This window comes from Streptomyces sp. NPDC102467, from assembly GCF_044765445.1.
GTDB lineage: Bacteria > Actinomycetota > Actinomycetes > Streptomycetales > Streptomycetaceae > Streptomyces.
Genome location: NZ_JBIWKA010000001.1, coordinates 301829 through 325623, shown reverse-complemented (window position 1 = coordinate 325623; position 23795 = coordinate 301829). Strand labels below are relative to the sequence as shown.

Sequence of the window (23795 nt, the reverse complement as noted above, 5' to 3'; positions counted from 1 at the left end):
TCCAGGGTTCATCCCCGCCCGTCGACCAGGCCTGATTCCCAGGCCCAGGCGGCGATCTCCACGCGGTTGCGGGCGGAGAGTTTGGTCTGCACGTTGCCGAGATGGGTCTTCACCGTGCCGACCGAGATGGTCAGTTCGGTGGCGATCTCGGCGTTGGTCAGCCCTCTGGCCACCAGGCGCACCAGGTCGTTCTCCCGCGCGGAGAGCGCGGTGTGCGGTTCCCGGGGGGCCGGCACGGCGCTGTTGAGGCGTTGCAGCAGCCGGACGGTGATGGCCGGGCTCACCAGCGCCTCGCCGGAGGCGGCCGCCCTGATGGCCTCGACGAGGAGGGCCGGGCCCGAGTCCTTGATCAGGACCCCGGAGGCGCCTTCGCTCAGGGCCCGTTGCACGTACTCCTCGTCGTCGAACGTCGTCACCACGACGACCTTCGGCGGGTTCACGGTGCCGGGGCGGGTCAGTCTGCGCAGTGCCTCCAGGCCGTCCATGCGGGGCATGCGGATGTCCATCAGCACGACGTCGGGGCCGTGGCGTCCGGCGAGTTCCACGGCTTCCACTCCGTCCGTGGCCTCCCCGACGACCTCGATGTCGTCCTCCGCGCCGAGGATCATCGCGAACCCGGCTCGGACCATGGCCTGGTCGTCGGCGATCAGTACGCGGATCGTCATGTCGCGGCCACCTTCGTCTTCGCCGGTGCCGTGGCCGGAGCCGGGGACACGGGGAGCGTCGCCTCGACGCCCCAGCCGCCGCCCGTCACCGGGCCCGCCTGGACGCTTCCGCCGATCAGGCCCACCCGTTCGGCCAGGCCCTTGAGCCCGAATCCGCTCTGGGAGTGGTGCCGCGATCGTCCGTCGTCGCTGACCCGCACGGTGAGCCGCTCCCCCGAGCGGTCCACCCGCACCCGCACCTCGGTGCAGCCGTGGGCGTGTTTGCGTACGTTGGTGAGGGCCTCCATCACCACCCGGTGCGCGGTGGTGGACACCTCCACCGGCAGGTCGTCGAAGGTCCCTTCCACTTCGAGCCGGGCGCGGGCGCCGCCGACGGCCGAGAACTCCTCGACGAGCGTGTGCACTTCGCCGATGCCTGCCAGCGGTGTCAGCGTCACTTCGCCGTCGGCGTCGCGCAGCATCCCCACCATGTGCCGCATCGAGGTCAGCGCCTCCGAGCCGGCCTGTTCGATCCGCCGCAGGGCGGGCGGCACCAGTTCGGGCTTGCGGCCCGCTATCGCCTGGGCGCCCTGCGCCTGTACGACGATGCCGGTCACATGGTGGGCGACGAAGTCGTGCAGGTCCCTGGCGAACTCCGTGCGCTGCTCGAGGCGGAGGGCCGCCGCCTGGCGCCGCCGGTCCACCAGGAGCAGCCGCATCCCGAGACCGATGCCCAGCGCCGTGACCGCCGCCAGGGCGAAGAGCAGCGCGATGATGGTGGTGGACTGCCGCACCGAGACCGACACCGGCCGCAGCACGATCGCCATGCCGAGGAGCGGGACGGCGAGCGCCGCCCACGACGGCTTGCCCCGCCGGGCGACGAGCAGCAGGAGCCACGTGAGCGCCGCCGGCTCGGCGAATCCCAGCGACTGCGAGCTGCCCACCATTTCCAGGTGGAACCAGACCGAGAGGCACAGCGACCCGACCGCGCACACGCAGGCGGCCACCGGCAGCGCCCGGCTGTCGAGCCGGGGTGAGACGACGGCGAGAGCGACGATCAGCAGAGCGCCGATCAGCTTGGCGGGGCCGCTGTACTCGATCCAGTAGAGCCCGCCCACCGAGTCCAGTACGACGAGGCCGACCAGGCACCCGGCCAGCAGCATCCACCCCGTGACGGGCAGTACCTGCGTATGTCCCGGCTCCCCTGTGGCCGTGGGTGTGGGCGCCTCGTTCGCCGCCTGCACCATCCCTCTCACCGTCCCTCCGGCGGACCGGCCGAAAGTCGGAGCCGGCCACGCATGATCTGTCTTTCGCCCGATCCGCCGCAGGGCGCCGCGGAGGAGAGTCGTGTTCACCGGGCGGCGCTCGCGTGACGAAAGTCCCCGGCAGTGGTCGACCGTACACAGCCGAACCTCTCCCCCGCACGGACGTCCACACGCACCCGGCCGGACCCCCCACATACACGTACAGGAGCCACACATGGACCACGCAGGGATGCATCTCGGAGCCGGAACGGGCTTCGGGCCCCCCGTCGGCTTCGGCGAACCGGCGATCGAGGCCCATGGACTCGGCAAGCGGTACCGGCGCGGCTGGGCGCTGCGGGACGTCTCCTTCCAGCTGCCGGTCGGGCGGGTGTGCGGCCTGGTCGGCCCCAACGGCGCCGGCAAGAGCACCCTGATGGGGTTGGCCACCAACATGATCCGGCCGTCGACCGGCGCCCTGCGTGTGTTCGGCGCGGCACCGGGGTCGACGGAGGCGGTCCTGCGCACCGCGTTCCTCACCCAGGAGAAGCCGCTGTTCCGGCGCTTCACCGTGGCCGAGACCCTGCGCCTCGGCCACGAGCTCAACCCCCTCTGGGACCAGGAGGTGGCCGAGGGCATCGTGCACGCGGGCCAGGTGCCGATGAAGGCGAAGATCGGCACACTGTCCGGCGGCCAGCGCACCCGCGTCGCCTTCGCCCTGGCTTTCGGCAAGCGCCCCGACCTGCTCATTCTCGACGAGCCGATGTCCGATCTCGACCCGCTGGTCCGCCGTGAGCTCATGGCCACGTTGAAGGCGGAGGCCGCCGAACACGGCACGACGGTCCTGGTGTCGTCGCACATGCTCGCCGAGCTGGAGTACATCTGCGACTACCTCCTCGTCGTCGCGAACGGCGGTCTGCGTCTCGCGGGCGAGGTGAACGAGCTGCGCGGCGCCCACGCCCTGCTCGACGTCCCGGGGGGCGGCGCGTTCCCCGCTGTCGCACCGCACACGGTCATCGAGGCGCACCGCGGCGAGGGCCGTCCCGGCGTCCTGGTGCGGCTCGGCGCGCCGATCACGTTCGGCGGGCCGGCCGAGCCTCCCACCCTGGAAGAGCTGCTGCTCGCCTATCTGCGCGCCCCCGACGCGCCCGCGCTGATCGCCCCCAGCGCCCGGGTCGGCGACATCCACGACGTCCTCACCCGCGACCGCCAGAAGGCTGTGACCGCATGACCACGCTCACGCACGACCCGGCCCGCACGGCACCCGCCGGACGCCCGCAGAACATGCGCGGCCCACGTCTCGGCGGTACGGCCTGGCTCGTCTGGCGCCAGCACCGCGCCGCGTTCTGGACCATGATCGCCCTCACCATCCTGAGCGTGGCCGTCATGGTCTATCTGCGCGGACAGATGACGGACTACATGGACTCGACCTCGCCGAAGTCCACCGGCCTGCCGCCCGATTTCGAGACGTACACCAACCGTCTGACCGACTTCGGCGGCTACCTCGGCTACGTCCCTCTCCTCGCGGGTGTCCTGCTCGGCGCCCCGCTCATCGCGGGCGACCTGGAGTCCGGCACCGCCAAGCTGGTGACGTCGCAGTCCGTCAGCCGACTGCGCTGGCTCACCACGAAGCTCGCCATGCCCGCCGCGCTGATCGCGCTGTCCACCGCCGTGCTCGCCGCCGTCTACAACTGGTGGTGGAGCCCGATCAAGGGGCGCGGCGAGACGCTGGAGTGGACCGCCGGCATGTTCTTCGACGTCACGTGGGTCATGCCCATCGCCTACGCCCTGCTCACGTTCGCCGTGGGCGTCGCGGTCGGCATGCTCCTGCGCCGCACGCTGGTGTCGATGGTGGTCACGCTCGGCATCGTCGTCGCGATCGGGGTCGTCTGGGACCGGTTCCGGCTGAGCCTGGGGCACATCCTGTCGGTCAGCACGGACAAGGGCGTCGGGCCCGGCGCCACCCGGCCGGAGCTGCCCGCCGGTGCGGTGCAGCAGGGACAGGGCACCTACTTCATCACCGACTCCGGAGCCCGCCTGGACTGGACCGCGTGCCTGGACAAGATCGACAACGACAAGGCGCACACGGCCTGCCTGGAGTCCCAGCATGTCGTGGGCTGGTCGATGGACTACCTTCCGATCTCCCAGATGCACACGATGCAGTGGCTCGGAGCGGGCCTCATGCTCGCCGCCACCGCCGCGGTCGTCACCTTCATCATCGTCTGGGGCCGCAAGCGGCTGCTGTGACCTCCGCCCCGGAAACAAGCCAGGGGGCCGACTCCGCGGAGTCGGCCCTCTTTTTTTGGCTTTCAGTCCTCAATGACGACGGGCATCACGTCGTTGCCCTGCGACCGTTGTGTACACATGCGACATTCGGTACTCTTGGTCTCATGACGCAGCCTCTGCCCATAGAGTCCATCCGGGACGTGCGCGCACACCTCGCCGAGGTCGTAGAACGCGCCGATCGCGAGGATGTACCCACCGTGATCACTCGCCGAGGCAAGGAAGTCGCCGCGATCGTCTCCATCGAGGTGCTGCGCAAGTACCAGGAGTGGGAAGAGCACGAGATCAACCGGATCATCGACGAGCGCATGGCCAACCCGGCACCAGGCATCCCGATCGAGGACATCATGCGGGAGACGCTGGCACGCGGTGAGTGAATACCGCACCGCCTTCCGACCTGAGGCACAGACCGAACTGCGCAGGATTCCGCGCGACATGGCGCTCCGCATCCTGGCCAAGCTGACCGAACTCGAAAGCGACCCGCTCGGCTTCAACACCACCGCACTCGTTTCCCAACCGGACCGCCGTCGACTGCGAGTCGGCGATTACCGGATCGTCTACACGATCGACAACGGGGAACTGGTGGTGTGGGTCGTGCACGTCGGGCACCGCTCGACGGTTTATGACACCTGATCCGGGCCTGATGCGGCGCGCGCCAGGACATCCAGCGCCCGGTCAGCACGGTCACGACGGAGGGGCCGACTTTTCAAGGAGCCGACCCTTTCTACCTACGTGCGGTCACACGTTGAACCGGAACTCCACCACATCCCCGTCCTGCATCACATAGTCCTTGCCCTCCATGCGCGCCTTGCCCGCCGAGCGGGCCTCCGCCACCGAGCCCGTTTCGACCAGGTCCGCGAAGGAGATGACCTCGGCCTTGATGAAGCCCTTCTGGAAGTCGGTGTGGATGACACCGGCCGCCTCGGGGGCCGTGGCGCCCTTCTTGATGGTCCAGGCCCGGGATTCCTTGGGGCCCGCCGTCAGGTAGGTCTGCAGGCCGAGGGTGTCGAAGCCGACGTGGGCCAGGGTCGCGAGGCCCGGCTCCTCGGCGCCGACGGACTCGAGGAGCTCCATGGCGTCCTCCTCGTCGAGCTCGGCGAGGTCCTGCTCCAGCTTGGCGTTGAGGAAGATCGCCTCGGCCGGGGCGACCAGGGCACGCTGCTCGGCCTTGAAGGCGTCGTCCGTCAGCTCGTCCTCGTCCACGTTGAAGACGTAGAGGAAGGGCTTGGTGGTGAGGAGGTGCAGGTCGTGCAGGAGCTCCGCGCGCTCCGAGCCCTGGAGGATGCCCTGCGAGAAGAGCGTGTCGCCCTTCTCCAGGATCGCCTGGGCCTCCTCGATCGCCTTCACCTTCGGGGCGACGTCCTTCTTGATGCGCGACTCCTTCTGGAGGCGCGGCAGGACCTTCTCGATCGTCTGGAGGTCGGCGAGGATCAGCTCGGTGTTGATCGTCTCGATGTCGTCCTTGGGCGAGACCTTGCCGTCGACGTGCACGACGTTCTCGTCCTTGAAGGCGCGGATGACCTGGCAGATCGCGTCCGACTCACGGATGTTCGCCAGGAACTTGTTGCCCAGGCCCTCACCCTCGCTCGCGCCGCGCACGATGCCCGCGATGTCGACGAAGTCGACCGTCGCCGGGAGGACCTTCTGCGAGGAGAAGATCTCGGCCAGCTTGGTGAGACGGGCGTCGGGGACGCCGACCACGCCGACGTTCGGCTCGATGGTCGCGAACGGGTAGTTGGCCGCGAGCACGTCGTTCTTGGTCAGGGCGTTGAACAGGGTCGACTTGCCGACATTCGGCAGACCGACGATTCCGATCGTGAGCGACACGTTGCGACTTCCCGTACAAGAGGTGAGGTGTGGGCGATCCACCAGTCTACGGCCTCACCGCACCCGCCCCGGCGACGTATCGAACACCCGACCGGCATCGGTCAAGCTCGGCCAAAGGGCGTGTCCTTTGGCCTATTCCGCACATAAGCCCACCTATGTTGGACGGGTGGAGCAACCCAGGACGCGTCCCTCGCAATCCCGCCCCCGCCGCACGGCCCCGCTTCCGCCGCAGGCGCAGGGCGGACGCGACGAGCGCGCCGCCACGACCTCCGGGTCCGCCACCGTGTACCGGGCCGCCCGGCAGGCCCGGCGGGTGGCGCCGATCGTGCTGGCTCTGCGCCGTTTTCCGAACCCGAGACTCACCGGCCTGGGCAGTGGCCTGTTCTGCGTGGCCGCGATGCTGGTGCTCGGCTTTGTGGACCTGCTGCTGTTCGACGGCGCGGCGGCCGTGTACGGCGTGCTGTTCCTGCTGGTCAGCGGCCTTACTGCCGGGTGGGTGCGGAAGGCGGACCTGCTGACGGCGCCGGTCGCGGTGCCGATCGCGTTCGCCGCCGGGTCGGTGCCGATCGCCGACGGGGCGGGCGGGTCGGGCGCGCGCCTCATGGGGGTCTTCACGACGCTCGCCATGAACGCGGTCTGGCTGTACGCCGGCACGCTGCTCGCCGGGGTCGTCGTGACCGTACGCAAGGTGCGGCTGATGGCCCGCCGCCGCGCGGCGCAGCGGCGGGCCGGTCAGGCGGCGTCGCCGTCCACGGCCCCGGCACCCCGGCGACGTACCGCGTAAGGACGTACCGCTCAAGGACGTACGGCTACGCGCGCGACGCCGTCATCGCCGCGCCCACGATCCCCGCGTTGTTCTGCAGCTGCGCCGGGACGATCTCCGCCTTGATGCCCTCGATCAGCGGCAGGAACTTGTGGGCCTTGCGGCTGATACCGCCGCCGATGACGAACAGCTCGGGCGAGAACAGCATCTCGACGTGGGCCAGGTACTTCTGGACGCGGTGCGCCCAGTGCTCCCAGCTCAGGTCATGGTCCTCCTTGGCCTTGGTGGAGGCGCGGTGCTCGGCGTCGTGGCCGTCGAGCTCCAGGTGGCCGAGCTCCGTGTTGGGGACGAGGACGCCCTCGCTGAACAGGGCGCTGCCGATGCCGGTGCCGAAGGTGAGCAGCAGCACGGTGCCCTTGCGGCCGCGGCCCGCGCCGAACTGCACCTCGGCGACGCCCGCCGCGTCCGCGTCGTTGAGCACGGTGACGGGCAGGCCGCCGAGCTTCTCGCTGAGGAGGGCGCGGGCGTCGACGTCGATCCAGCTCTTGTCGACGTTGGCGGCGGTACGGATCGTCGAGCCGCCGGTGACGACGCCGGGGAACGTGATGCCGACCCGGTCGCAGCCGCCCTCGAAGTTCTCGACGACCTGCTTGACGCCCTCGGCGACCGCGTCGGGCGTCGCCGGGTGCGGGGTCAGCACCTTGAACCGCTCCTGGGCGAGGTCGCCGCGCTCAAGATCGACCGGGGCGCCCTTGATCCCGGATCCGCCGATGTCCACACCGAAGATCTTGTTCATGGGCTCCACGGTACGACGCCGTGGCCTCCGTCACTTGTCGGTCGCGGAACCCTGCATCAGCGCCGCGGCCTCCGCGCGCAGGTCGCGCCGGAGCTCCTTCGGCAGCGAGAACGTGATCGACTCCTCGGCCGCCTTGACGATCTCCACGTCCGCGTAGCCGCGCTGGGAGAGCCACTCCAGGACTTCCTCGACGAGGACGTCGGGGACGGAGGCGCCCGAGGTGACGCCGACGGTCGTGACGCCCTCCAGCCAGGCCTCGTCGATCTCGGAGGCGTAGTCCACGAGGTACGCGTCCCGCGCGCCGGCCAGCTTGGCGACCTCGACGAGGCGCACGGAGTTCGAGGAGTTGCGCGAGCCGACGACGATGACGAGCTCGGAGTCCGCGCCCATCTGCTTCACGGCGAGCTGGCGGTTCTGCGTGGCGTAGCAGATGTCGTCGCTGGGCGGCGAGATGAGCCCCGGGAACTTGCCCTTGAGCGCGTCGACCGTCTCCATCGTCTCGTCGACGGAGAGCGTGGTCTGGGAGAGCCAGACGACCTTGGACGGGTCGCGGACCTCGACCTTGGCGACGTCCTCGGGGCCGTCGACCAGCGTGATGTGGTCGGGGGCCTCGCCGGAGGTGCCGATGACCTCCTCGTGGCCCTCGTGGCCGATCAGGAGGATGTCGAAGTCGTCGTTGGCGTAACGGATCGCTTCCTTGTGGACCTTGGTGACCAAGGGGCAGGTCGCGTCGATGGTGGCGAGCTTGCCGCGCTCGGCCTCGTCGTGGACGGTCGGTGCGACGCCGTGCGCGGAGAACATCACGATGGCGCCCTCGGGAACCTCCTCCGTCTGCTCGACGAAGATGGCGCCCTTCCGCTCCAGGGTCTGCACGACGTACTTGTTGTGCACGATCTCGTGGCGGACATAGATCGGGGCCCCGTACTGCTCCAGGGCTTTCTCGACGGCGATAACGGCACGGTCCACACCGGCGCAGTAGCCACGGGGGGCGGCGAGCAGGACGCGGCGGGAGCCAGTCGTAGCAGTCATGCCTCCATCGTAAGGGCGCACCCGGGAGGCCAAAGATCCGCCGTCTGGGGAGACTGGGTGTCTCGCGACCCACGGAGGCAGCATGTCCGCCGAGATCACGCATGAAGAGGCAGGACTGCGGCGCAGTCTCGGCTTCCGGGACCTTGTCGTCTACGGGTTGCTCTTCATCGCTCCTATGGCGCCGGTCGGCGTCTTCGGCACCCTGGACGCGAAGTCGCACGGCGCGGTCGCGCTCGTCTACATCGTGGCGACCGTCGCGATGGCGTTCACCGCTTTCAGTTACGCGCAGATGGTGCGGGTCGCTCCACGCGCGGGGTCGGTGTACGCCTACGCGCGCGTGGGGCTCGGAAAGGGGCCCGGTTTCATCGCGGGCTGGATGGCGATGCTGGACTATCTGCTGATCCCGGCGGTGGCGTACCTCTTCTCGGGGATCGCGATGAACGCGCTGGTGCCCTCGGTGTCGCGGTGGGTGTGGACGGCGCTCGCCGTGCTGATCACGACGCTGCTGAATCTGTGGGGGGTGCGGGCCGCGGCCCGGGTCGGCTTCGCGGTCCTGGCGCTCGAGATCGTGGTCCTGCTGGTCTTCATCGGGTCCGCGATCGTGGTGCTGGCCCGGGACGGCGCGCAGCGGGACTGGCTGTCGCCGCTGACCGGGGACGGCACGCAGGGCGCGTTCGCCCTGTCGGCGGTGATCGGCGCGGTGTCCGTCGCTGTTCTCTCCTATCTGGGCTTCGACGCGATCGCCACGTTCGCCGAGGAGGTGACGGGCGGCTCGGCGAAGGTGGCACGGGCGGTGCTGTTCTGTCTGGCGTTCACGGGTGTGCTGTTCGTCGTGCAGACGTACCTGGTCGCGCTCCTCGAACCGACGACCTCGGCGCAGCTGGCGGCCGATCCGGTGAAGCAGGGCTCCGCGTTCTACGACGCCGTGGACACGTCGGTCGGCGGGTGGCTGCACGATCTGGTGGCGGTGAGCAAGGCGATCGGCGCGGCGTTCGCGGCTCTTGCCGGGCAGGCCGCGGCGGGCCGGCTGCTGTTCGCGATGGCCCGCGACAGGCGGCTGCCGAAGGCGCTGTCCCGGACGAACTCGGGTGTCCCGCGCACGGCGCTGCTCATCGCCGCGGTGATCACGCTGGTCGCGGCGGTGTGGGCGGCGCGGCGCGACGACGGCATGGACCATCTGGTCTCGGTCGTCGACATCGGCGCCCTGACGGCGTTCACGCTGCTGCACGCGAGCGTGGTCGGCTATTTCGCGGTCCGCCGCCAGGGCGGAGCCGTGAGCTGGTGGCGGCACATTCTGCTCCCCGTGCTCGGCGCGGCGATCACGGTCGCGGTGATCGTGGAGGCGTCGGGGGCGGCTCAGGTGGTGGGCGCGATCTGGCTGGTCGTGGGGCTCGCGGTGCTCGTGGCGCAGCGGGGGCGGGCGGCGGATCCGGCGTAGTCCGGCCGCCGCCCGCCCCGGCGGGTCAGCGGGTCAGCGGTGCCGTCCGTTTCTGCGCAGCCGGCCCAGGGCCATCGCCCCGGCGCCCGTGACCACCAGGGTGGCCGCGATACCGCCGAGGATCACGGAGGTCCGCCGGTCCGAGCCGGTATCGGCGAGTTCGGGTCCTGTCGGGGTGGGAGTGGCGGGCGTGGTCGGGGCCGGAGTCGGGGACGAGGGTGCGGGCGTCGTCGGCGTGGGAGTCGGGGTCGGCGTCGGTGTGGGAGTCGGCGTGGGGGTGGGAGTCGGCGTGGGGGTGGGAGTCGGCGTGGGGGTGGGAGTCGGCGTGGGCGTGGGCGTGTCGTCGCACTGGATGTTCCCGTCGAACGGGTGGTAGTGGATCTCCCCAGCGTTCACCGCGCTGCCTCCGACGGCCGCCGTCGACCCCTGGACCAGCGACTTCACGATGACGTCGCCCTCGATGTTCGAGGAGTCCAGGTCGATGAACTCCGCGCTCGGCGCGTAGACCGTGCCCTCGATCTCGTCGCCGTCGGGATTGGTGATCCGGGTGGCGTCGGGGAAGTCCCACAGGATGTGCGTCTGGGAACTGCCGACCCCGGCCATCGTCGGCGCGTGCCAGGTGTAGTCCCCGCCTTCGGCGCTGGTGTCCACGACGAACACCAGCGGGGCCGCCGCCGTCGGCTGGTCGAGCAGCGTCAGGGTCGAGATGTTGTTCAGCATCGCGCCGGTGAGGTGCACGACGTTGGTGCGGCTGGGGTCGAGGCGGAGCTTGATCTGCGAGTTCGGCGCGACGGTCTTCTGGTCGGGAAGCGGGTCACCGTTGCCGTCGAGCAGGGTCACGTTGTTCGCGCAGGTCGCCATCTGCTGTGCGCGGTCCCGGTACGTGGTGAACAGGCCGGGGAAGTCCATGAGGTTCGCGGGACCGACCTTCGTGGGGTCCTGGTGCGTGCTCAGTTCGATACGGGGCGTGGCGTCGTACGGGTCGGCCGCCGCGACGACGCGCGTGTTGACGGTCGCGCCGTTGCTGTCGGTTCCCAGGGCGTGGCCGCCGGACATGTCGCCGATCTTGACGTACCCGTTCTGCAGGACCTTGAGGACGCCCGCCGGGTCGCTCTCGTCGTACCGGACCCGGCCACCGACGAGCAGCGCCGTGGGGCGCGAGTCGCCGGGCGCGGTGAAGGAACCGGCGGTGTTCAGGGAGACGTTGTAACCGGCGCCGAAGCGCAGGTCGCCGCCGACCGCGACCGGGCCCTCCGATTCGGTGCTGCCGAGATAGGCGTCCTCCTCGGTGACCACACCGAAGCCGTTGTTGCCGGCGACAGGATTGCCGATGGAGACGGCGGCGCGCGGGGCGGCGGGCGCGGAGCTCACCGGGCCCGCCGCCAGCAGCAGCCCGCCCGCGCACACGACACAGCTCGCGGCGACCGGAATCGCTGTTCTGATCACTTTTGTCATACCGGTCGACGCTAGGGACACCTCCCGGGCGAGCCCGGGAGGTCACGCCGGAGCGCGGGCAGGATGACCCGTGTGCCCCACCTGGCCGGTGACCCCGGCGGCACCTCTCGCCGGCCCCGGCTGTCGGTCCCGGCGACTACCCTCGCGGCATGGCTGCCAACACGTCCCCGGACGCCCCGCTCCCCGTGGGCGAGATCTCCCGGCTCATCGGCGGATGGATCGACCGGCTCGGCGCCGTGTGGGTCGAGGGGCAGATCACCCAGCTGTCCCGCAGGCCGGGCGCCGGTGTGGTGTTCCTGACACTGCGCGATCCGTCGTACGACATCTCGGTCTCGGTCACCTGCTACCGGCAGGTGTTCGAAGCGGTGGCGGACGTGGTGCGCGAAGGCTCCCGGGTCGTGGTGCACGCGAAGCCGGAGTGGTACGCGCCGCGCGGGCAGCTCTCCCTGCGCGCCGCCGAGATCCGCCCGGTCGGCGTCGGCGAGCTGCTCGCGCGCCTGGAGCAGCTGAAGAAGTCGCTCGCCCAGGAGGGGCTCTTCGCGGCCGACCGCAAGAAGCCGCTGCCGTTCCTGCCGCAGCTCGTCGGGCTGGTCACCGGCCGCGCGTCGGCCGCCGAGCGCGACGTACTGGAGAACGCGCGGCACCGCTGGCCCGCCGTCCGCTTCGAGGTGCGCAATGTGCCGGTGCAGGGCGTGCACGCCGTGCCGCAGGTCGTGCAGGCGGTCAAGGAGCTGGACGCGCTCGACGACGTCGACGTGATCATCGTCGCGCGCGGCGGTGGCAGCGTGGAGGACCTGCTGCCGTTCTCCGACGAGCAGTTGGTACGGGCGGTGGCCGCCTGTCGTACGCCCGTCGTCTCCGCGATCGGCCACGAGCCGGACAGCCCGCTGCTCGACCTGGTCGCCGACCTGCGCGCCTCGACGCCGACCGACGCGGCGAAGAAGGTCGTGCCGGACGTCGGCGAGGAGTACGAGCGGGTGCGCTGGCTGCGCGACCGGGCCCGGCGCAGCGTCGAGGGCTTCCTCGACCGCGAGGAGCGGGGTCTCGCCTCGGCGCTCTCCCGGCCCTCGATACAGGACCCGCACCGCATGGTCGACGAGCGCGAGGAGCAGGTCGCGGCGCTGGCCGAGCGGGCCCGGCGCACGCTCGGCCACCTCCTGGACCGCGCCGAGTCCGATCTGACGCACACGCACGCGCGCGTGGTCGCCCTCTCCCCCGCGGCCACGCTCAAGCGCGGTTACGCGGTGCTGCAGAAGGCGGACGGCCACGTGGTCCGCGCGCCGGACGAGGCGGCGCCGGACGAAGAGCTGCGGGCCAGGGTCGCCGAGGGCGAGTTCACCGTACGAGTCACGACAACCGAAACATCAGAGACCTGAGCGTGAGGACGGACCACACCACGATGGCAGCCACGAAGACGGCCGACGAGACGCTCGGCTATGAGCAGGCCCGGGACGAACTGATCGATGTCGTACGGCGGTTGGAGACCGGCGGCACGTCCCTGGAGGAGTCCCTCGCGCTGTGGGAGCGGGGCGAGGAGCTGGCGAAGGTGTGCCGCCGCTGGCTGGACGGCGCCCGGGCCCGGCTCGACGCCGCCCTGGCCGAGGAGGACGACAACGAGAACTCCGGGGACGAGGACGCCGGGGAGGAGTGAACAGGGTCACCAGGAGTTTGGTTGAAGGTTGAACCTCATCCGCGTACTGTCGTAGGTACCGGCTGATCCGGACGGATCGGATCACCGCAGCCGTCACGTCCGTACCGAGAAGGTTGATCGATGTCTCTCGTTCTTGACCCCGCCGCCCAGGACCTCCTCTTCCGCGAGGCCCGCACCGCGAACACCTTCACCGACGAGCCGGTGACCGACGAGCAGGTGCAGGCGATCTACGACCTGGTCAAGTTCGGCCCGACCGCCTTCAACCAGTCGCCGCTGCGCATCACCCTGGTCCGCTCCCCCGAGGCCCGCGAGCGCCTCGTGCAGCACATGGCCGAGGGCAACCGGCCGAAGACCGCCGCCGCCCCGCTGGTCGCGATCCTCTCCGCGGACAACGAGTTCCACGAGGAGCTCCCGGCGCTCTTCCCGCACTTCCCGGCCGCCAAGGACGCCTTCTTCTCCGAGCGCCCGGTCCGCGAGCAGGCCGCCGCGCTGAACGCGTCGCTGCAGGCCGCCTACTTCATCATCGGCGTGCGCGCCGCCGGCCTCTCCGCGGGCCCGATGACCGGTCTCGACTTCGCCGCCGTCCAGAAGGAGTTCCTGGACGACGACCACACCCCGCTGATGGTCGTCAACATCGGCAAGCCGGGCGACGACGCCTGGTTCCCGCGCTCCCCGCGCCTCGAGCTCGACCAGGTCATCACGACCGTCTGAGTTCTGCCTGTACGTACGTGAGAGGGCCCCGGCGCTGCCGGGGCCCTCTCACGTACGTACAGGTACTAGGCGGGCTTGTCGGGCTTGGCCTGCTTGTCGGTCTTCATCTCCAGCGACTCGGCCATCTTCGTCAGCTGCCCGAAGCCGGCCGTGCCGGTCACCAGGGTCGTGGAGCCCTTCCGCTTCAGCACCAGGGCGTCGTACTCCTCGCCCTTGTAGCGCTGCCAGCTCTCGCCGCCGATGGTCTGCTTGCGGCTGGTCTCCTCGGCGCCCTGGCTCGCGTCGTCGATGAACCGGACCGGCTTGTCGGTCGACTGCTCGATGGCGACGTACTGGCCTTCGGGGTCGAGGAAGCCGAGGTGCCAGGCCTCGTTCGACTCGCCGTCGTAGCGCACGGAGGTCGGCTTCCAGCCCTTCGTGAGGCCCGTAGGAGCGGCCACCGGGTACGAGGCCGCGCGTCGGGCCGTCAGCAGCTCGATGCGGTAGTCCACGCGCTTGACCGGCGCCTCCTTGGAGGCGTCGTGCGGAATGAACGCGTACGCGACACCCGCCGCGACGACGCAGACGCCGAGCGAGAGGACCAGGCTGCCGACCGTCTTCTTGCCATTTCTTCCTGCCACGCGCCCCATCGTCGCAGGTCGCCGGATGATCTCTGCCAGGAGGTCCCGCACCACGCGGCCCGGCGGGGACAGGCCCGCTCATCCGTGGGGCAGTCTGCTCATATTGTCGGACTGGCGATAGGATCGACGCCAATAACCCTCATCCGGCCGTCGTCGTATCCCGGTGAAATCCCGGAACAGAAAGGTGCGTCTCGATGACCGAGCATCACCAGCTTCCGTCCGAACTCGAGGTCCCCTCCGAGGCCCCGGACCGCAACCTCGCCCTGGAGCTCGTCCGGGTCACCGAGGCCGCGGCCATGGCCGCCGGCCGCTGGGTCGGCCGCGGCGACAAGAACGGCGCGGACGGCGCGGCCGTGCGCGCCATGCGAAAGCTCGTCTCCACCGTGTCGATGGACGGCGTCGTCGTCATCGGCGAGGGTGAGAAGGACGAGGCGCCGATGCTGTTCAACGGCGAACAGGTGGGTGACGGGACCGGCGCCGAGTGCGACATCGCCGTCGACCCGATCGACGGCACCTCGCTCTGCGCGAAGGGCATGCCGAACGCGATCGCCGTGCTCGCCGCCGCCGACCGCGGCACGATGTTCGACCCGTCCGCCGTCTTCTACATGGACAAGCTGGTGGCCGGTCCCGAGGCCGCCGACTACGTGGACATCAACGCGCCGGTGTCGGTGAACATCCGGCGGGTCGCCAAGGCGAAGAAGGCCGCGCCCGAGGACGTCACCGTCGTCATCCTCGACCGGCCGCGCCACGAGGGCATCATCAAGGAGGTCCGGGAGACCGGCGCCCGGATCAAGCTGATCTCCGACGGCGACGTCGCGGGATCGGTGCTCGCGGTGCGCGAGGACTCCGGCGTCGACCTGCTCCTGGGCATCGGCGGCACCCCCGAGGGCATCATCTCGGCCTGCGCGATCAAGTGCCTGGGCGGTGTCATCCAGGGCAAGCTGTGGCCCAAGGACGACGCGGAGCGCCAGCGCGCGCTCGACGCGGGGCACGACCTGGACCGCGTGCTGTCCACGGACGACCTGGTATCCGGCGAGAACGTGTTCTTCGTCGCCACCGGCATCACCGACGGCGAGCTGCTGCGCGGCGTGCGCTACAGCTCCGAGACGGCGACGACCTCGTCCCTGGTGATGCGGTCCAAGTCGGGCACGATCCGGCAGATCGACTCCCAGCACCGGCTGAGCAAGCTCCGGGCGTACAGCGCGGTCGACTTCGACCGGGCCAAGTAGCCCGCGGGCTCTTCGCGGAGCGGACAAGCGGTCGGGGGCGCCTCCTCCACGAGAGGCGCCCCCGACGGCTTTCCCGTAAATCCCGTAAGACCGTGCCGCCTATCCGGCGGCCGCCACCGCGCGCTCCGACTTCTGCAGCTCGACCTCGCGGCGGCGCCTGCGCGCCAGCACCACGCGCCGCTCGGCGGCGGTGAGGCCGCCCCACACCCCGTACGGCTCCGGCTGGAGCAGGGCGTGCTCGCGGCACTCGACCATCACCGGACAGCGGGCGCAGACCCCCTTGGCCGCCTGCTCGCGCGCCAGCCGCGCGGCGGTGGGCTCTTTGGATGGGGCGAAGAAGAGTCCCGCCTCGTCGCGCCTGCACACGGCCTCCGTGTGCCACGGTGCGTCCTGGTCCCTGTCCTGCACGGGCACCCGCTGGGACGGTACGGCGGCGACCTGCAGGGACTGATGCGGCGGATGCAGCACGGTCTACTCCTGACGACGGCTTACGACGGCTTTCGCGAGCGAGAGACGATGCAGCAAGCTCTACCCGCTGTGTCGGCGCCTATGCACTGAGTTCCGAAGCGCGGAAGTTCCCGAGCGCATACGGGAGTTCGGGGCGTGGGGCCCCGCGCTCAGTCGAGGTGCTTGCGCAGGTGCTTGTCGACATACTTGCCGACGTACTTGTGGAGGTCCTGGATGATCTTGCCGCGCTTGGGCTTGGCCTCGATGTTGCCGAGGACCGCGACGCCGTCGACGTAGACGACGGGCGCCCCCGGGTCCGTGGCGTCGAGCGTGTCCACCTCGAAGTTGCCGAGGACACCGCCGCCGCTGCCGCGCAGCGACACGTTCTCGGGGACGCGGATCTCGACGTTGCCGAAGACCGAGACCGCCCTGATGTAGACCTGCGGGTGCTCGAAGATCGCCTCGCTGAGGTCGATCTCGACGTTGCCGAACACGGCGTACGCGTGCGTGCGGCGGCCCACGCGCCAGCGGCCCCTGCGGGTGGTGGAGCTGAACACCGCCACCAGGTTCTCGCTGGGCACCGGCGGGATGGTGCCGGGCGCCGGCTGGTTCGGCGGGGATCCAGGGGCGGCGGCCCGGCCGGGCGTCTGCGCACCCGGCAAGTCCCTTACCAGCGGCTCCAGTTCACCCAGCGTCTTGGCGCGGTACACGCCGTCGATCCGCTCGGCGTGCTCCTCCGCGTCGAGCCGGCCCTCGGCGAGCGCCTCGCGCAGGATGTCCGCGATGCGGTCACGGTCGGCATCGGATGCGCGCAAATCGGCCGGTTCCGCCGCGGGGGCGCTCTGCTGGGGGCGCTTCTGAAGGTCCACGACAGCAGCCTACCCAAACGCGATAGATCGCGACTAGGGGGCGGAGGTGGTCGGGGCCGGGAACTGAGCCCTACCTCACAGGCCCGCGCGCGTGGGCAGGTTCTACGCTGGTTGGCGCTGCCAACGAATGCCAGCCGCTGTCTGTCTAGTAAGGAATGGGCGAGATGCCTGAGTTCGCGTACACCGATCTGCTCCCCCAGGGCGAGGACACCACGCCGTATCGCCTGGTGACATCGGAGGGTGTCTCCACCGCCGAGGGGCCGGACGGCCGTACGTTCCTGAAGGTCGAGCCGGAGGCGCTGCGCACGCTCGCCGCCGAGGCCATCCACGACATCCAGCACTACCTGCGCCCGGCCCACCTCGCGCAGCTGCGCCGCATCGTGGACGACCCCGAGGCGTCGAACAACGACAAGTTCGTCGCGCTCGACCTGCTGAAGAACGCGAACATCGCGGCGGCGGGCGTGCTGCCGATGTGCCAGGACACGGGCACCGCGATCGTGATGGGCAAGCGCGGGCAGAACGTGCTGACGGCAGGCGGCGACGAGGCGGCCCTGTCGCGCGGCATCTACGACGCGTACAAGAACCTGAACCTGCGCTACTCGCAGATGGCCCCGCTGACCATGTGGGACGAGAAGAACACGGGATCGAACCTCCCGGCGCAGATCGAGCTGTACGCGACCGACGGCGGCGCCTACAAGTTCCTCTTCATGGCGAAGGGCGGCGGCTCGGCCAACAAGTCGTTCCTCTACCAGGAGACGAAGGCCGTTCTGAACGAGTCCTCCATGATGAAGTTCCTGGAGCAGAAGATCCGCTCGCTCGGCACCGCCGCGTGCCCGCCGTACCACCTGGCGATCGTCGTGGGCGGCACCTCCGCCGAGTACGCGCTGAAGACCGCGAAGTACGCCTCCGCGCACTACTACGACGAGATCCCCGACGAGGGTTCCGAGCTCGGCCACGGCTTCCGCGACAAGGAGCTGGAGGAGAAGGTCTTCGAGCTGACCCAGAAGATCGGGATCGGCGCGCAGTTCGGCGGCAAGTACTTCTGTCACGACGTACGCGTGGTGCGGCTGCCGCGGCACGGCGCGTCCTGCCCGGTGGCCATCGCCGTGTCCTGCTCGGCCGACCGCCAGGCGACCGCGAAGATCACCGCGGAGGGCGTCTTCCTGGAGCAGCTGGAGAGGGACCCGGCGCGCTTCCTGCCGGAGACGACGGACGAGCACCTCGACGCGGAGAACGACGTCGTGAAGGTCGATCTGAACCAGCCGATGGACGCGATCCTCGCCGAGCTCACCAAGTACCCGGTGAAGACCCGTCTCTCGCTGACCGGCCCGCTGGTCGTGGCCCGCGACATCGCGCACGCCAAGATCAAGGAGCGCCTGGACGCGGGCGAGGAGATGCCGCAGTACCTGAAGGACCACCCCGTCTACTACGCGGGTCCCGCCAAGACCCCGGAGGGTTACGCGTCGGGCTCCTTCGGGCCGACGACGGCCGGGCGCATGGACTCCTACGTGGAGCAGTTCCAGGCCGCGGGCGGCTCCAAGGTGATGCTCGCCAAGGGCAACCGCTCGCAGCAGGTCACCGACGCCTGCGACGCGCACAGCGGCTTCTACCTGGGCTCCATCGGCGGCCCTGCCGCGCGGCTCGCCCAGGACTGCATCAAGAAGGTCGAGGTCGTCGAGTACGAGGAGCTCGGCATGGAGGCCGTCTGGAAGATCGAGGTCGAGGACTTCCCGGCGTTCATCGTCGTCGACGACAAGGGCAACGACTTCTTCCAGAACCCGGCGCCCGAGCCGACCTTCACGCACATCCCGGTGCGCGGCCCCGGTCTGGCGTAACAGCGCCCCGTGCCACCCGCCGGACGGGCTGAATCCCACGGTCCGTCCGGCGTTGCGCCGGGAACATCACGGCGCGTGCCCGTGCTGTACGAGGTATGAGCGACGACCGCAGCGACTACCGCATCGAGCACGATTCCATGGGCGAGGTCCACGTCCCCGCCGCCGCCAAGTGGCGGGCCCAGACGCAGCGCGCCGTGGAGAACTTCCCCGTCTCGGGGCAGCGCCTGGAGCGCGCCCACATCGAGGCGCTCGCCCGTATCAAGGCGGCGGCCGCCCGGGTCAACGCCGAGCTGGGCGTACTCGACAAGGACATCGCCGGGGCCATCGCCGACGCGGCGGCCGAGGTCGCCGACGGCCGCTGGGACGACGAGTTCCCTGTGGACGTTTTCCAGACAGGATCCGGCACTTCGTCGAACATGAACACCAACGAGGTGCTTGCCACGCTCGCCACCGAGCGCCTGGGCCGTGACGTCCACCCGAACGACCACGTCAACGCCTCGCAGTCGTCGAACGACGTCTTCCCGTCCTCGATCCATATCGCGGCCACGGCCGCCGTGACACACGATCTGATTCCGGCCCTGGAGCACCTCGCCGCGTCCCTGGAGCGCAAGTCGGCGGAGTTCGCCGACGTCGTGAAGTCCGGGCGTACGCATCTGATGGACGCGACGCCGGTGACGCTGGGCCAGGAGTTCGGCGGCTACGCGGCGCAGGTCCGCTACGGCGTGGAGCGGCTCACGGCCTCGCTGCCGCGCCTTGCCGAACTCCCGCTGGGCGGCACGGCGGTCGGCACCGGGATCAACACGCCGCCCGGGTTCCCGGCCGCCGTCATCGCCGAGGTGGCGCGGGCCACGGGGCTGCCGCTGACCGAGGCCCGCGACCACTTCGAGGCGCAGGGCGCGCGCGACGGGATCGTGGAGACGAGCGGGCAGTTGCGGACCATCGCGGTCGGCCTGACGAAGATCGCCAACGATCTGCGCTGGGCCGCTTCGGGCCCGCGCACCGGGCTCGCCGAGATCAACCTGCCGGATCTGCAGCCCGGTTCGTCGATCATGCCGGGCAAGGTGAACCCCGTCATTCCCGAGGCGACCCTGATGGTCGCCGCGCAGGTGATCGGCAACGACGCGACGGTGGCCACGGCGGGCGCCGCCGGCAACTTCGAGCTGAACGTGATGCTGCCGGTCATCGCCAAGAACGTCCTTGAGTCGATCCGGCTGCTCTCGAACGTCACGCGGCTCCTCGCCGACCGCACCGTCGACGGCATCACCGCCAACCGCGAGCGGGCCCGCGAGTACGCCGAGTCCTCGCCGTCCGTCGTCACCCCGCTCAACAAGTACATCGGCTACGAGGAGGCCGCCAAGGTCGCCAAGAAGTCGCTCGCCGAGCGCAGGACGATCCGCGAGGTCGTGCTCGACGGCGGGTACGTGGAGCGCGGCGACCTGACGGTGGAGCAGCTCGACGAGGCGCTCGATGTACTGCGGATGACGCACCCGTAACGCTTCATGGCCGGATGACGTATTTCGTGGCCCGTACCGCAGCGTCGTATGCCTACGGCACCTAATATCTGCGCATGACAGACGACGACCGGACCGACGACGAGGGTGGCGGGCGATGGGCGCCCGGCGAGCCGATCCTGTGGCGCTACCGTGCCAACGGGGGCGACGGCTTTCACATCTGTCGTCCGGTCACGGTCGTCCAGGACACGGCGGAGCTGCTCGCCGTGTGGATGGCGCCCGGCACCGAGTGCGTGAAGCCGGTCATGGCCGACGGCACGCCGGTGCACCGCGAGCCGCTCGCCACCCGCTACACCAAGCCGCGCGCGCTGCAGCGCGACCGCTGGTTCGGCGCGGGCGTGCTGAAGCTGGCGCGGCCGGCCGAGCCCTGGTCGGTGTGGCTGTTCTGGGAGCCGGACTGGACGTTCCGTAACTGGTACGTGAATCTTGAGGCGCCGCGCGTGCGGTGGTCCGGCGGTGTCGACTCCGAGGACCACTTCCTCGATCTGTCGGTGTACCAGGACGCCAGCTGGCGCTGGCACGACGAGGACGAGTTCACCCAGGCACAGGCGGCGGGCCTGATGAGCGCCGCGCGGGCCGCCGCGGTACGGGCCGCGGGGCGCCGGGCCGTCGAGGTGATCGAGGAGTGGGGCCACCCGTTCTCGGACGGCTGGCAGCACTGGCGGCCCGACCCCGCGTGGCCCGTACCGGCACTTCCTGCGGACTGGGACCGTACGCCCGCGCGCGTGTCGTCATGAGACCCTTGATGCGCCCCCACGGGGTAAACGTAGGATCGTCCTCCGCAAGAGCGCACAGTGGCGCGAAGAGGTGCATAAAAAGCTGTTTCAACAGCAACTCTTCGCGTCCCCGGTAGGTCTGACACGATGTCAATGATGTCAACGATGTCGACGAGGTCATCTAGGGGCGGTGGGACCGTGAAGGTGGCGGGAGCGGACAGGGCGAGCCGGTCGGACAGGTCCGACCAGGCCGCGGCGTTCGACGCGATCTGCGCACGCCATGACGGAGCGTTTCGCCGCAAGGGCGGTCAACTGGCCGCCGGACCACAGTTGTTGACGTATCCGCCGCTGGGCGCACAGGCGCCCGAGGCGGAGTTCCGGCAGTCCGGTCCGGATGACGCGGAAATTCCGTTCCTGGGACACACATTCCGGGTATCGGCCTTTCTGCGGGGCGTACCGCGCCCCGCCGTGCGCGCTGCGGACTTCGAGACCACCGGGGAGGAGACGTACGCGTACGCCCCCGCGAGCACCGACGCCCCACCCGAACACCAGCTGTTCCTCAACTGCCGGCGCACTGGCCAGTGACACGGCGCGCAGCCCCGGACGGACGGATTCGACACGCGTGACGGAGCACCCGACCTCCCACGAAGGCCGCCACTACGGCATGGCGGCCGGCCCCGCCGATCCCCGCGGGGCCCTCAGGAGTACCCCCAACTCCTCCGGGACCCCGGCCGGTGACGGCTTACCGCAGCAGCCGCGGCGCGCCGCCGCCTCCCCCGCCGCCTCGGCCTCGGCGGACGCCGAGCACTCGCAGCCGCACTCGCCCTCGCCCGAGCCGGTACGGCCCTCGGGGGCGCCGGCGGGCGACGAGCGGCGCTCCGGGCAGCCGCGCCCCACGGGGCAGCCCACGGCCATGCGCCGCGACGGCGACCGGCTGCGCTTCGTCGGCGCGGCGACCCGGCGGATCGCGCGGGGCATCGACCTCGACGAGATCGTGATGGGCCTGTGCCGGGCGACGGTGCCGACGTTCTCGGACGCGATCCTGGTCTATCTGCGCGAACCGCTGCCGGTCGGCGACGAACGCCCGCTCGGCCCGATGGTGCTGCGGTTGCGCCGCAGCGACCGGATCCCCGACGCGGTCGAGGACCTGGACACGGACGGCGTCCAGCCGACCGTCCTCGTCCCCCCGATCGAACTGGCGCCGGACAGCACCGAGTTGTGCGAGGTGCGGGCCGGCGGCGCGCTGGCCGAGGTGCTGCGCGGGGTGCGGCCCGTCTTCGCGGACTCGCCCGCCGCGCTCGCCGCGCTGCCCGAACTCCTCGGCGGCGACCGGTCGGTGCCCACGGGTCGCCGCGCGATCCTGGCGCCGCTGCGGGGGCGGCGCCGGGTGATCGGCGCGGCGGTCTTCCTGCGCCAGCCGAACCGGTCCGCGTTCGACGCCGACGACCTTCTGGTGGCCGGCCAGTTGGCCACGCACAGCGCGCTCGGCATCGACAAGGCGATGCTGTACGGGCGCGAGGCCTACATCGCGGACGAGCTGCAGCGCACGATGCTGCCGGAGACGCTGCCGCGCCCGACCGGGGTGCGGCTCGCCTCGCGCTACCTGCCCGCGGCGGAGACGGCGCGGGTCGGCGGCGACTGGTACGACGCGATCCCGCTGCCCGGCAGCCGGGTCGCACTGGTCGTCGGGGACGTCATGGGCCACTCCATGACCTCGGCCGCGATCATGGGCCAGCTGCGCACGACCGCGCAGACGCTGGCCGGGCTCGACCTGCCGCCGCAGGAGGTGCTGCACCACCTCGACGAGCAGGCGCAGCGGCTCGGCACGGACCGGATGGCGACGTGCCTGTACGCGGTCTACGACCCGGTCGCGCACCGCATCACCATCGCCAACGCGGGGCATCCGCCGCCCATAATGCTGCACCTGGGCGGCCGCGCGGAGGTACTGCGCGTACCGCCCGGGGCGCCGATCGGGGTGGGCGGCGTCGACTTCGAGGCGGTCGAGCTGGACGCCCCGGCGGGTGCGACGCTGCTGCTCTACACCGACGGCCTGGTCGAGTCGCGGCTGCGGGACGTGTGGACCGGCATAGAGCAACTGCGCGAGCGGCTCGCCGCCACCGCGCAGCTGACCGGGCCGGACCATTCGCCGCCGCTGGAAGCGCTCTGCGACGACGTACTGGACATGCTCGGCCCGGGTGACCGGGACGACGACATCGCGCTGCTCGCCGCCCGCTTCGACGGGATCGCGCCGAGCGACGTCGCGTACTGGACCCTCGACCCGGAGGACGCGGCGCCCGGCCGGGCCCGCCGGCTCGCCCGAAGTGCCTTGACCCGCTGGGGACTTGAGGAGATGACGGACTCCGTCGAACTCTTGGTGAGCGAGGTCGTCACGAACGCGGTGCGCTACGCCTCCCGGCCGGTGACGCTGCGCCTGCTGCGCACCGACGTGCTGCGCTGCGAGGTCGGCGACGACGTCCCGCAGCTGCCGCGCCAGCGCAACGCGCGGGCCACCGACGAGGGCGGCCGCGGCCTGTTCCTGGTGAACCGGCTGACAAGACGCTGGGGCGCGACCCGCCTGAGCACTGGAAAGGTCGTCTGGTTCGAACTGGCGCGACCCGCGGGTGACCACACCCCGCACGGGGACTGAAGCGGGGGGGGGGGGCGGGGGGGGGGGGGGGGGGGCCGGGGGGGGGGGGGGGGGGGGGCGCCCGCCGGGCCCCCCCGGGGGCG

General features: G+C 70.6%; 24 protein-coding genes. 15 read left to right on the top strand and 9 right to left on the bottom strand.

Features of this window, described 5'->3' with window-relative positions:
• Positions 1–8: 8 nt before the first annotated feature.
• Positions 9–665 carry a response regulator gene (locus ACIREE_RS01465; protein ID WP_404144742.1) on the bottom strand — a complete coding sequence of 219 codons (657 nt, stop codon included), beginning with the start codon at positions 663–665 and terminating at the stop codon, positions 9–11.
• Positions 662–1891 carry a histidine kinase gene (locus ACIREE_RS01460; protein ID WP_404144741.1) on the bottom strand — a complete coding sequence of 410 codons (1230 nt, stop codon included), beginning with the start codon at positions 1889–1891 and terminating at the stop codon, positions 662–664. The genes ACIREE_RS01465 and ACIREE_RS01460 overlap by 4 nt, the downstream gene beginning before the upstream one ends.
• Positions 1892–2123: 232 nt before the next feature.
• Between ACIREE_RS01460 and ACIREE_RS01455 the strand changes: the two genes are divergently transcribed.
• The 4 genes from ACIREE_RS01455 (at position 2124) to ACIREE_RS01440 (ending at position 4801) form a co-directional block, all read left to right on the top strand.
• A complete protein-coding gene (locus ACIREE_RS01455; RefSeq protein WP_404144740.1) occupies positions 2124–3116 on the top strand; it encodes an ABC transporter ATP-binding protein in 993 nt (330 codons plus the stop codon).
• Complete coding sequence (locus ACIREE_RS01450; protein WP_404144738.1) at positions 3113–4132, top strand: ABC transporter permease; 1020 nt, start codon at positions 3113–3115, stop codon at positions 4130–4132. The genes ACIREE_RS01455 and ACIREE_RS01450 overlap by 4 nt, the downstream gene beginning before the upstream one ends.
• Positions 4133–4275: 143 nt before the next feature.
• Positions 4276–4545 (top strand): type II toxin-antitoxin system Phd/YefM family antitoxin, encoded by a 270-nt coding sequence (locus tag ACIREE_RS01445; protein WP_404144737.1) that lies wholly within the window; start codon positions 4276–4278, stop codon positions 4543–4545.
• Complete coding sequence (locus ACIREE_RS01440; protein ID WP_404144735.1) at positions 4538–4801, top strand: type II toxin-antitoxin system RelE/ParE family toxin; 264 nt, start codon at positions 4538–4540, stop codon at positions 4799–4801. Before ACIREE_RS01445 ends, ACIREE_RS01440 begins: the two co-directional genes overlap by 8 nt.
• Positions 4802–4906: 105 nt before the next feature.
• Here the strand turns inward: ACIREE_RS01440 and ychF are convergent, their stop codons facing one another.
• Positions 4907–5995, bottom strand: a complete 1089-nt coding sequence (ychF, locus tag ACIREE_RS01435; RefSeq protein WP_404144733.1) for a redox-regulated ATPase YchF — start codon at positions 5993–5995, stop codon at positions 4907–4909.
• Positions 5996–6161: 166 nt separating this feature from the next.
• Here ychF and ACIREE_RS01430 point away from each other — a divergent pair, with 166 nt between their 5' ends.
• Entirely contained in the window at positions 6162–6779 is a 618-nt protein-coding gene (locus ACIREE_RS01430) for a DUF6542 domain-containing protein (RefSeq protein WP_404144731.1), read from the top strand.
• A 25-nt stretch (positions 6780–6804) separates the two neighbouring features.
• Here ACIREE_RS01430 and ppgK read toward each other — a convergent pair whose 3' ends face one another.
• Complete coding sequence (gene ppgK / locus ACIREE_RS01425; RefSeq protein WP_404144729.1) at positions 6805–7554, bottom strand: polyphosphate--glucose phosphotransferase; 750 nt, start codon at positions 7552–7554, stop codon at positions 6805–6807.
• Positions 7555–7584: 30 nt separating this feature from the next.
• Positions 7585–8583, bottom strand: a complete 999-nt coding sequence (locus ACIREE_RS01420; protein ID WP_404144727.1) for a 4-hydroxy-3-methylbut-2-enyl diphosphate reductase — start codon at positions 8581–8583, stop codon at positions 7585–7587.
• Between the two features lie 82 nt (positions 8584–8665).
• On the opposite strand from ACIREE_RS01420, the gene ACIREE_RS01415 reads away from it, so the two are divergent.
• The gene (locus ACIREE_RS01415; protein WP_404144725.1) at positions 8666–10021 is read left to right on the top strand and encodes an APC family permease; all 1356 of its coding nucleotides are present in this window, start codon (positions 8666–8668) and stop codon (positions 10019–10021) included.
• Positions 10022–10054: 33 nt separating this feature from the next.
• Here ACIREE_RS01415 and ACIREE_RS01410 read toward each other — a convergent pair whose 3' ends face one another.
• Entirely contained in the window at positions 10055–11476 is a 1422-nt protein-coding gene (locus ACIREE_RS01410; RefSeq protein ID WP_404144723.1) for a collagen-binding domain-containing protein, read from the bottom strand.
• A gap of 149 nt (positions 11477–11625) precedes the next feature.
• Here ACIREE_RS01410 and xseA point away from each other — a divergent pair, with 149 nt between their 5' ends.
• The 3 genes from xseA (at position 11626) to ACIREE_RS01395 (ending at position 13838) form a co-directional block, all read left to right on the top strand.
• Positions 11626–12852 carry an exodeoxyribonuclease VII large subunit gene (xseA, locus tag ACIREE_RS01405; RefSeq protein ID WP_404144721.1) on the top strand — a complete coding sequence of 409 codons (1227 nt, stop codon included), beginning with the start codon at positions 11626–11628 and terminating at the stop codon, positions 12850–12852.
• Positions 12853–12875: 23 nt separating this feature from the next.
• The gene (locus ACIREE_RS01400) at positions 12876–13127 is read left to right on the top strand and encodes an exodeoxyribonuclease VII small subunit (RefSeq protein WP_404144719.1); all 252 of its coding nucleotides are present in this window, start codon (positions 12876–12878) and stop codon (positions 13125–13127) included.
• Positions 13128–13247: 120 nt separating this feature from the next.
• Positions 13248–13838 carry a malonic semialdehyde reductase gene (locus tag ACIREE_RS01395; RefSeq protein WP_404144717.1) on the top strand — a complete coding sequence of 197 codons (591 nt, stop codon included), beginning with the start codon at positions 13248–13250 and terminating at the stop codon, positions 13836–13838.
• Positions 13839–13903: 65 nt separating this feature from the next.
• Here the strand turns inward: ACIREE_RS01395 and ACIREE_RS01390 are convergent, their stop codons facing one another.
• Entirely contained in the window at positions 13904–14458 is a 555-nt protein-coding gene (locus ACIREE_RS01390; protein ID WP_404144715.1) for a DUF4245 domain-containing protein, read from the bottom strand.
• 194 nt (positions 14459–14652) lie between these two features.
• Between ACIREE_RS01390 and glpX the strand changes: the two genes are divergently transcribed.
• The gene (gene glpX, locus ACIREE_RS01385; protein ID WP_404144713.1) at positions 14653–15687 is read left to right on the top strand and encodes a class II fructose-bisphosphatase; all 1035 of its coding nucleotides are present in this window, start codon (positions 14653–14655) and stop codon (positions 15685–15687) included.
• Between the two features lie 99 nt (positions 15688–15786).
• Here glpX and ACIREE_RS01380 read toward each other — a convergent pair whose 3' ends face one another.
• Positions 15787–16155 (bottom strand): WhiB family transcriptional regulator, encoded by a 369-nt coding sequence (locus tag ACIREE_RS01380; protein ID WP_404144711.1) that lies wholly within the window; start codon positions 16153–16155, stop codon positions 15787–15789.
• A gap of 149 nt (positions 16156–16304) precedes the next feature.
• Complete coding sequence (locus tag ACIREE_RS01375) at positions 16305–17003, bottom strand: DUF1707 domain-containing protein (RefSeq protein ID WP_404144709.1); 699 nt, start codon at positions 17001–17003, stop codon at positions 16305–16307.
• 164 nt (positions 17004–17167) lie between these two features.
• Here ACIREE_RS01375 and ACIREE_RS01370 point away from each other — a divergent pair, with 164 nt between their 5' ends.
• The 5 genes from ACIREE_RS01370 to ACIREE_RS01350 all read left to right on the top strand — a co-directional run bounded on the left by ACIREE_RS01370 (position 17168) and on the right by ACIREE_RS01350 (position 23712).
• Positions 17168–18838 carry a fumarate hydratase gene (locus ACIREE_RS01370; protein WP_404144708.1) on the top strand — a complete coding sequence of 557 codons (1671 nt, stop codon included), beginning with the start codon at positions 17168–17170 and terminating at the stop codon, positions 18836–18838.
• A 95-nt stretch (positions 18839–18933) separates the two neighbouring features.
• Positions 18934–20331, top strand: coding sequence for a class II fumarate hydratase (locus ACIREE_RS01365; RefSeq protein WP_404144706.1), 1398 nt, complete (start codon positions 18934–18936; stop codon positions 20329–20331).
• A 74-nt stretch (positions 20332–20405) separates the two neighbouring features.
• Positions 20406–21086 carry a DUF402 domain-containing protein gene (locus ACIREE_RS01360; RefSeq protein WP_404144705.1) on the top strand — a complete coding sequence of 227 codons (681 nt, stop codon included), beginning with the start codon at positions 20406–20408 and terminating at the stop codon, positions 21084–21086.
• 177 nt (positions 21087–21263) lie between these two features.
• Positions 21264–21650, top strand: a complete 387-nt coding sequence (locus tag ACIREE_RS01355; protein WP_404144704.1) for a hypothetical protein — start codon at positions 21264–21266, stop codon at positions 21648–21650.
• A gap of 79 nt (positions 21651–21729) precedes the next feature.
• Positions 21730–23712 carry a SpoIIE family protein phosphatase gene (locus ACIREE_RS01350; RefSeq protein ID WP_404145308.1) on the top strand — a complete coding sequence of 661 codons (1983 nt, stop codon included), beginning with the start codon at positions 21730–21732 and terminating at the stop codon, positions 23710–23712.
• The last annotated feature ends 83 nt before the right edge of the window (positions 23713–23795 follow it).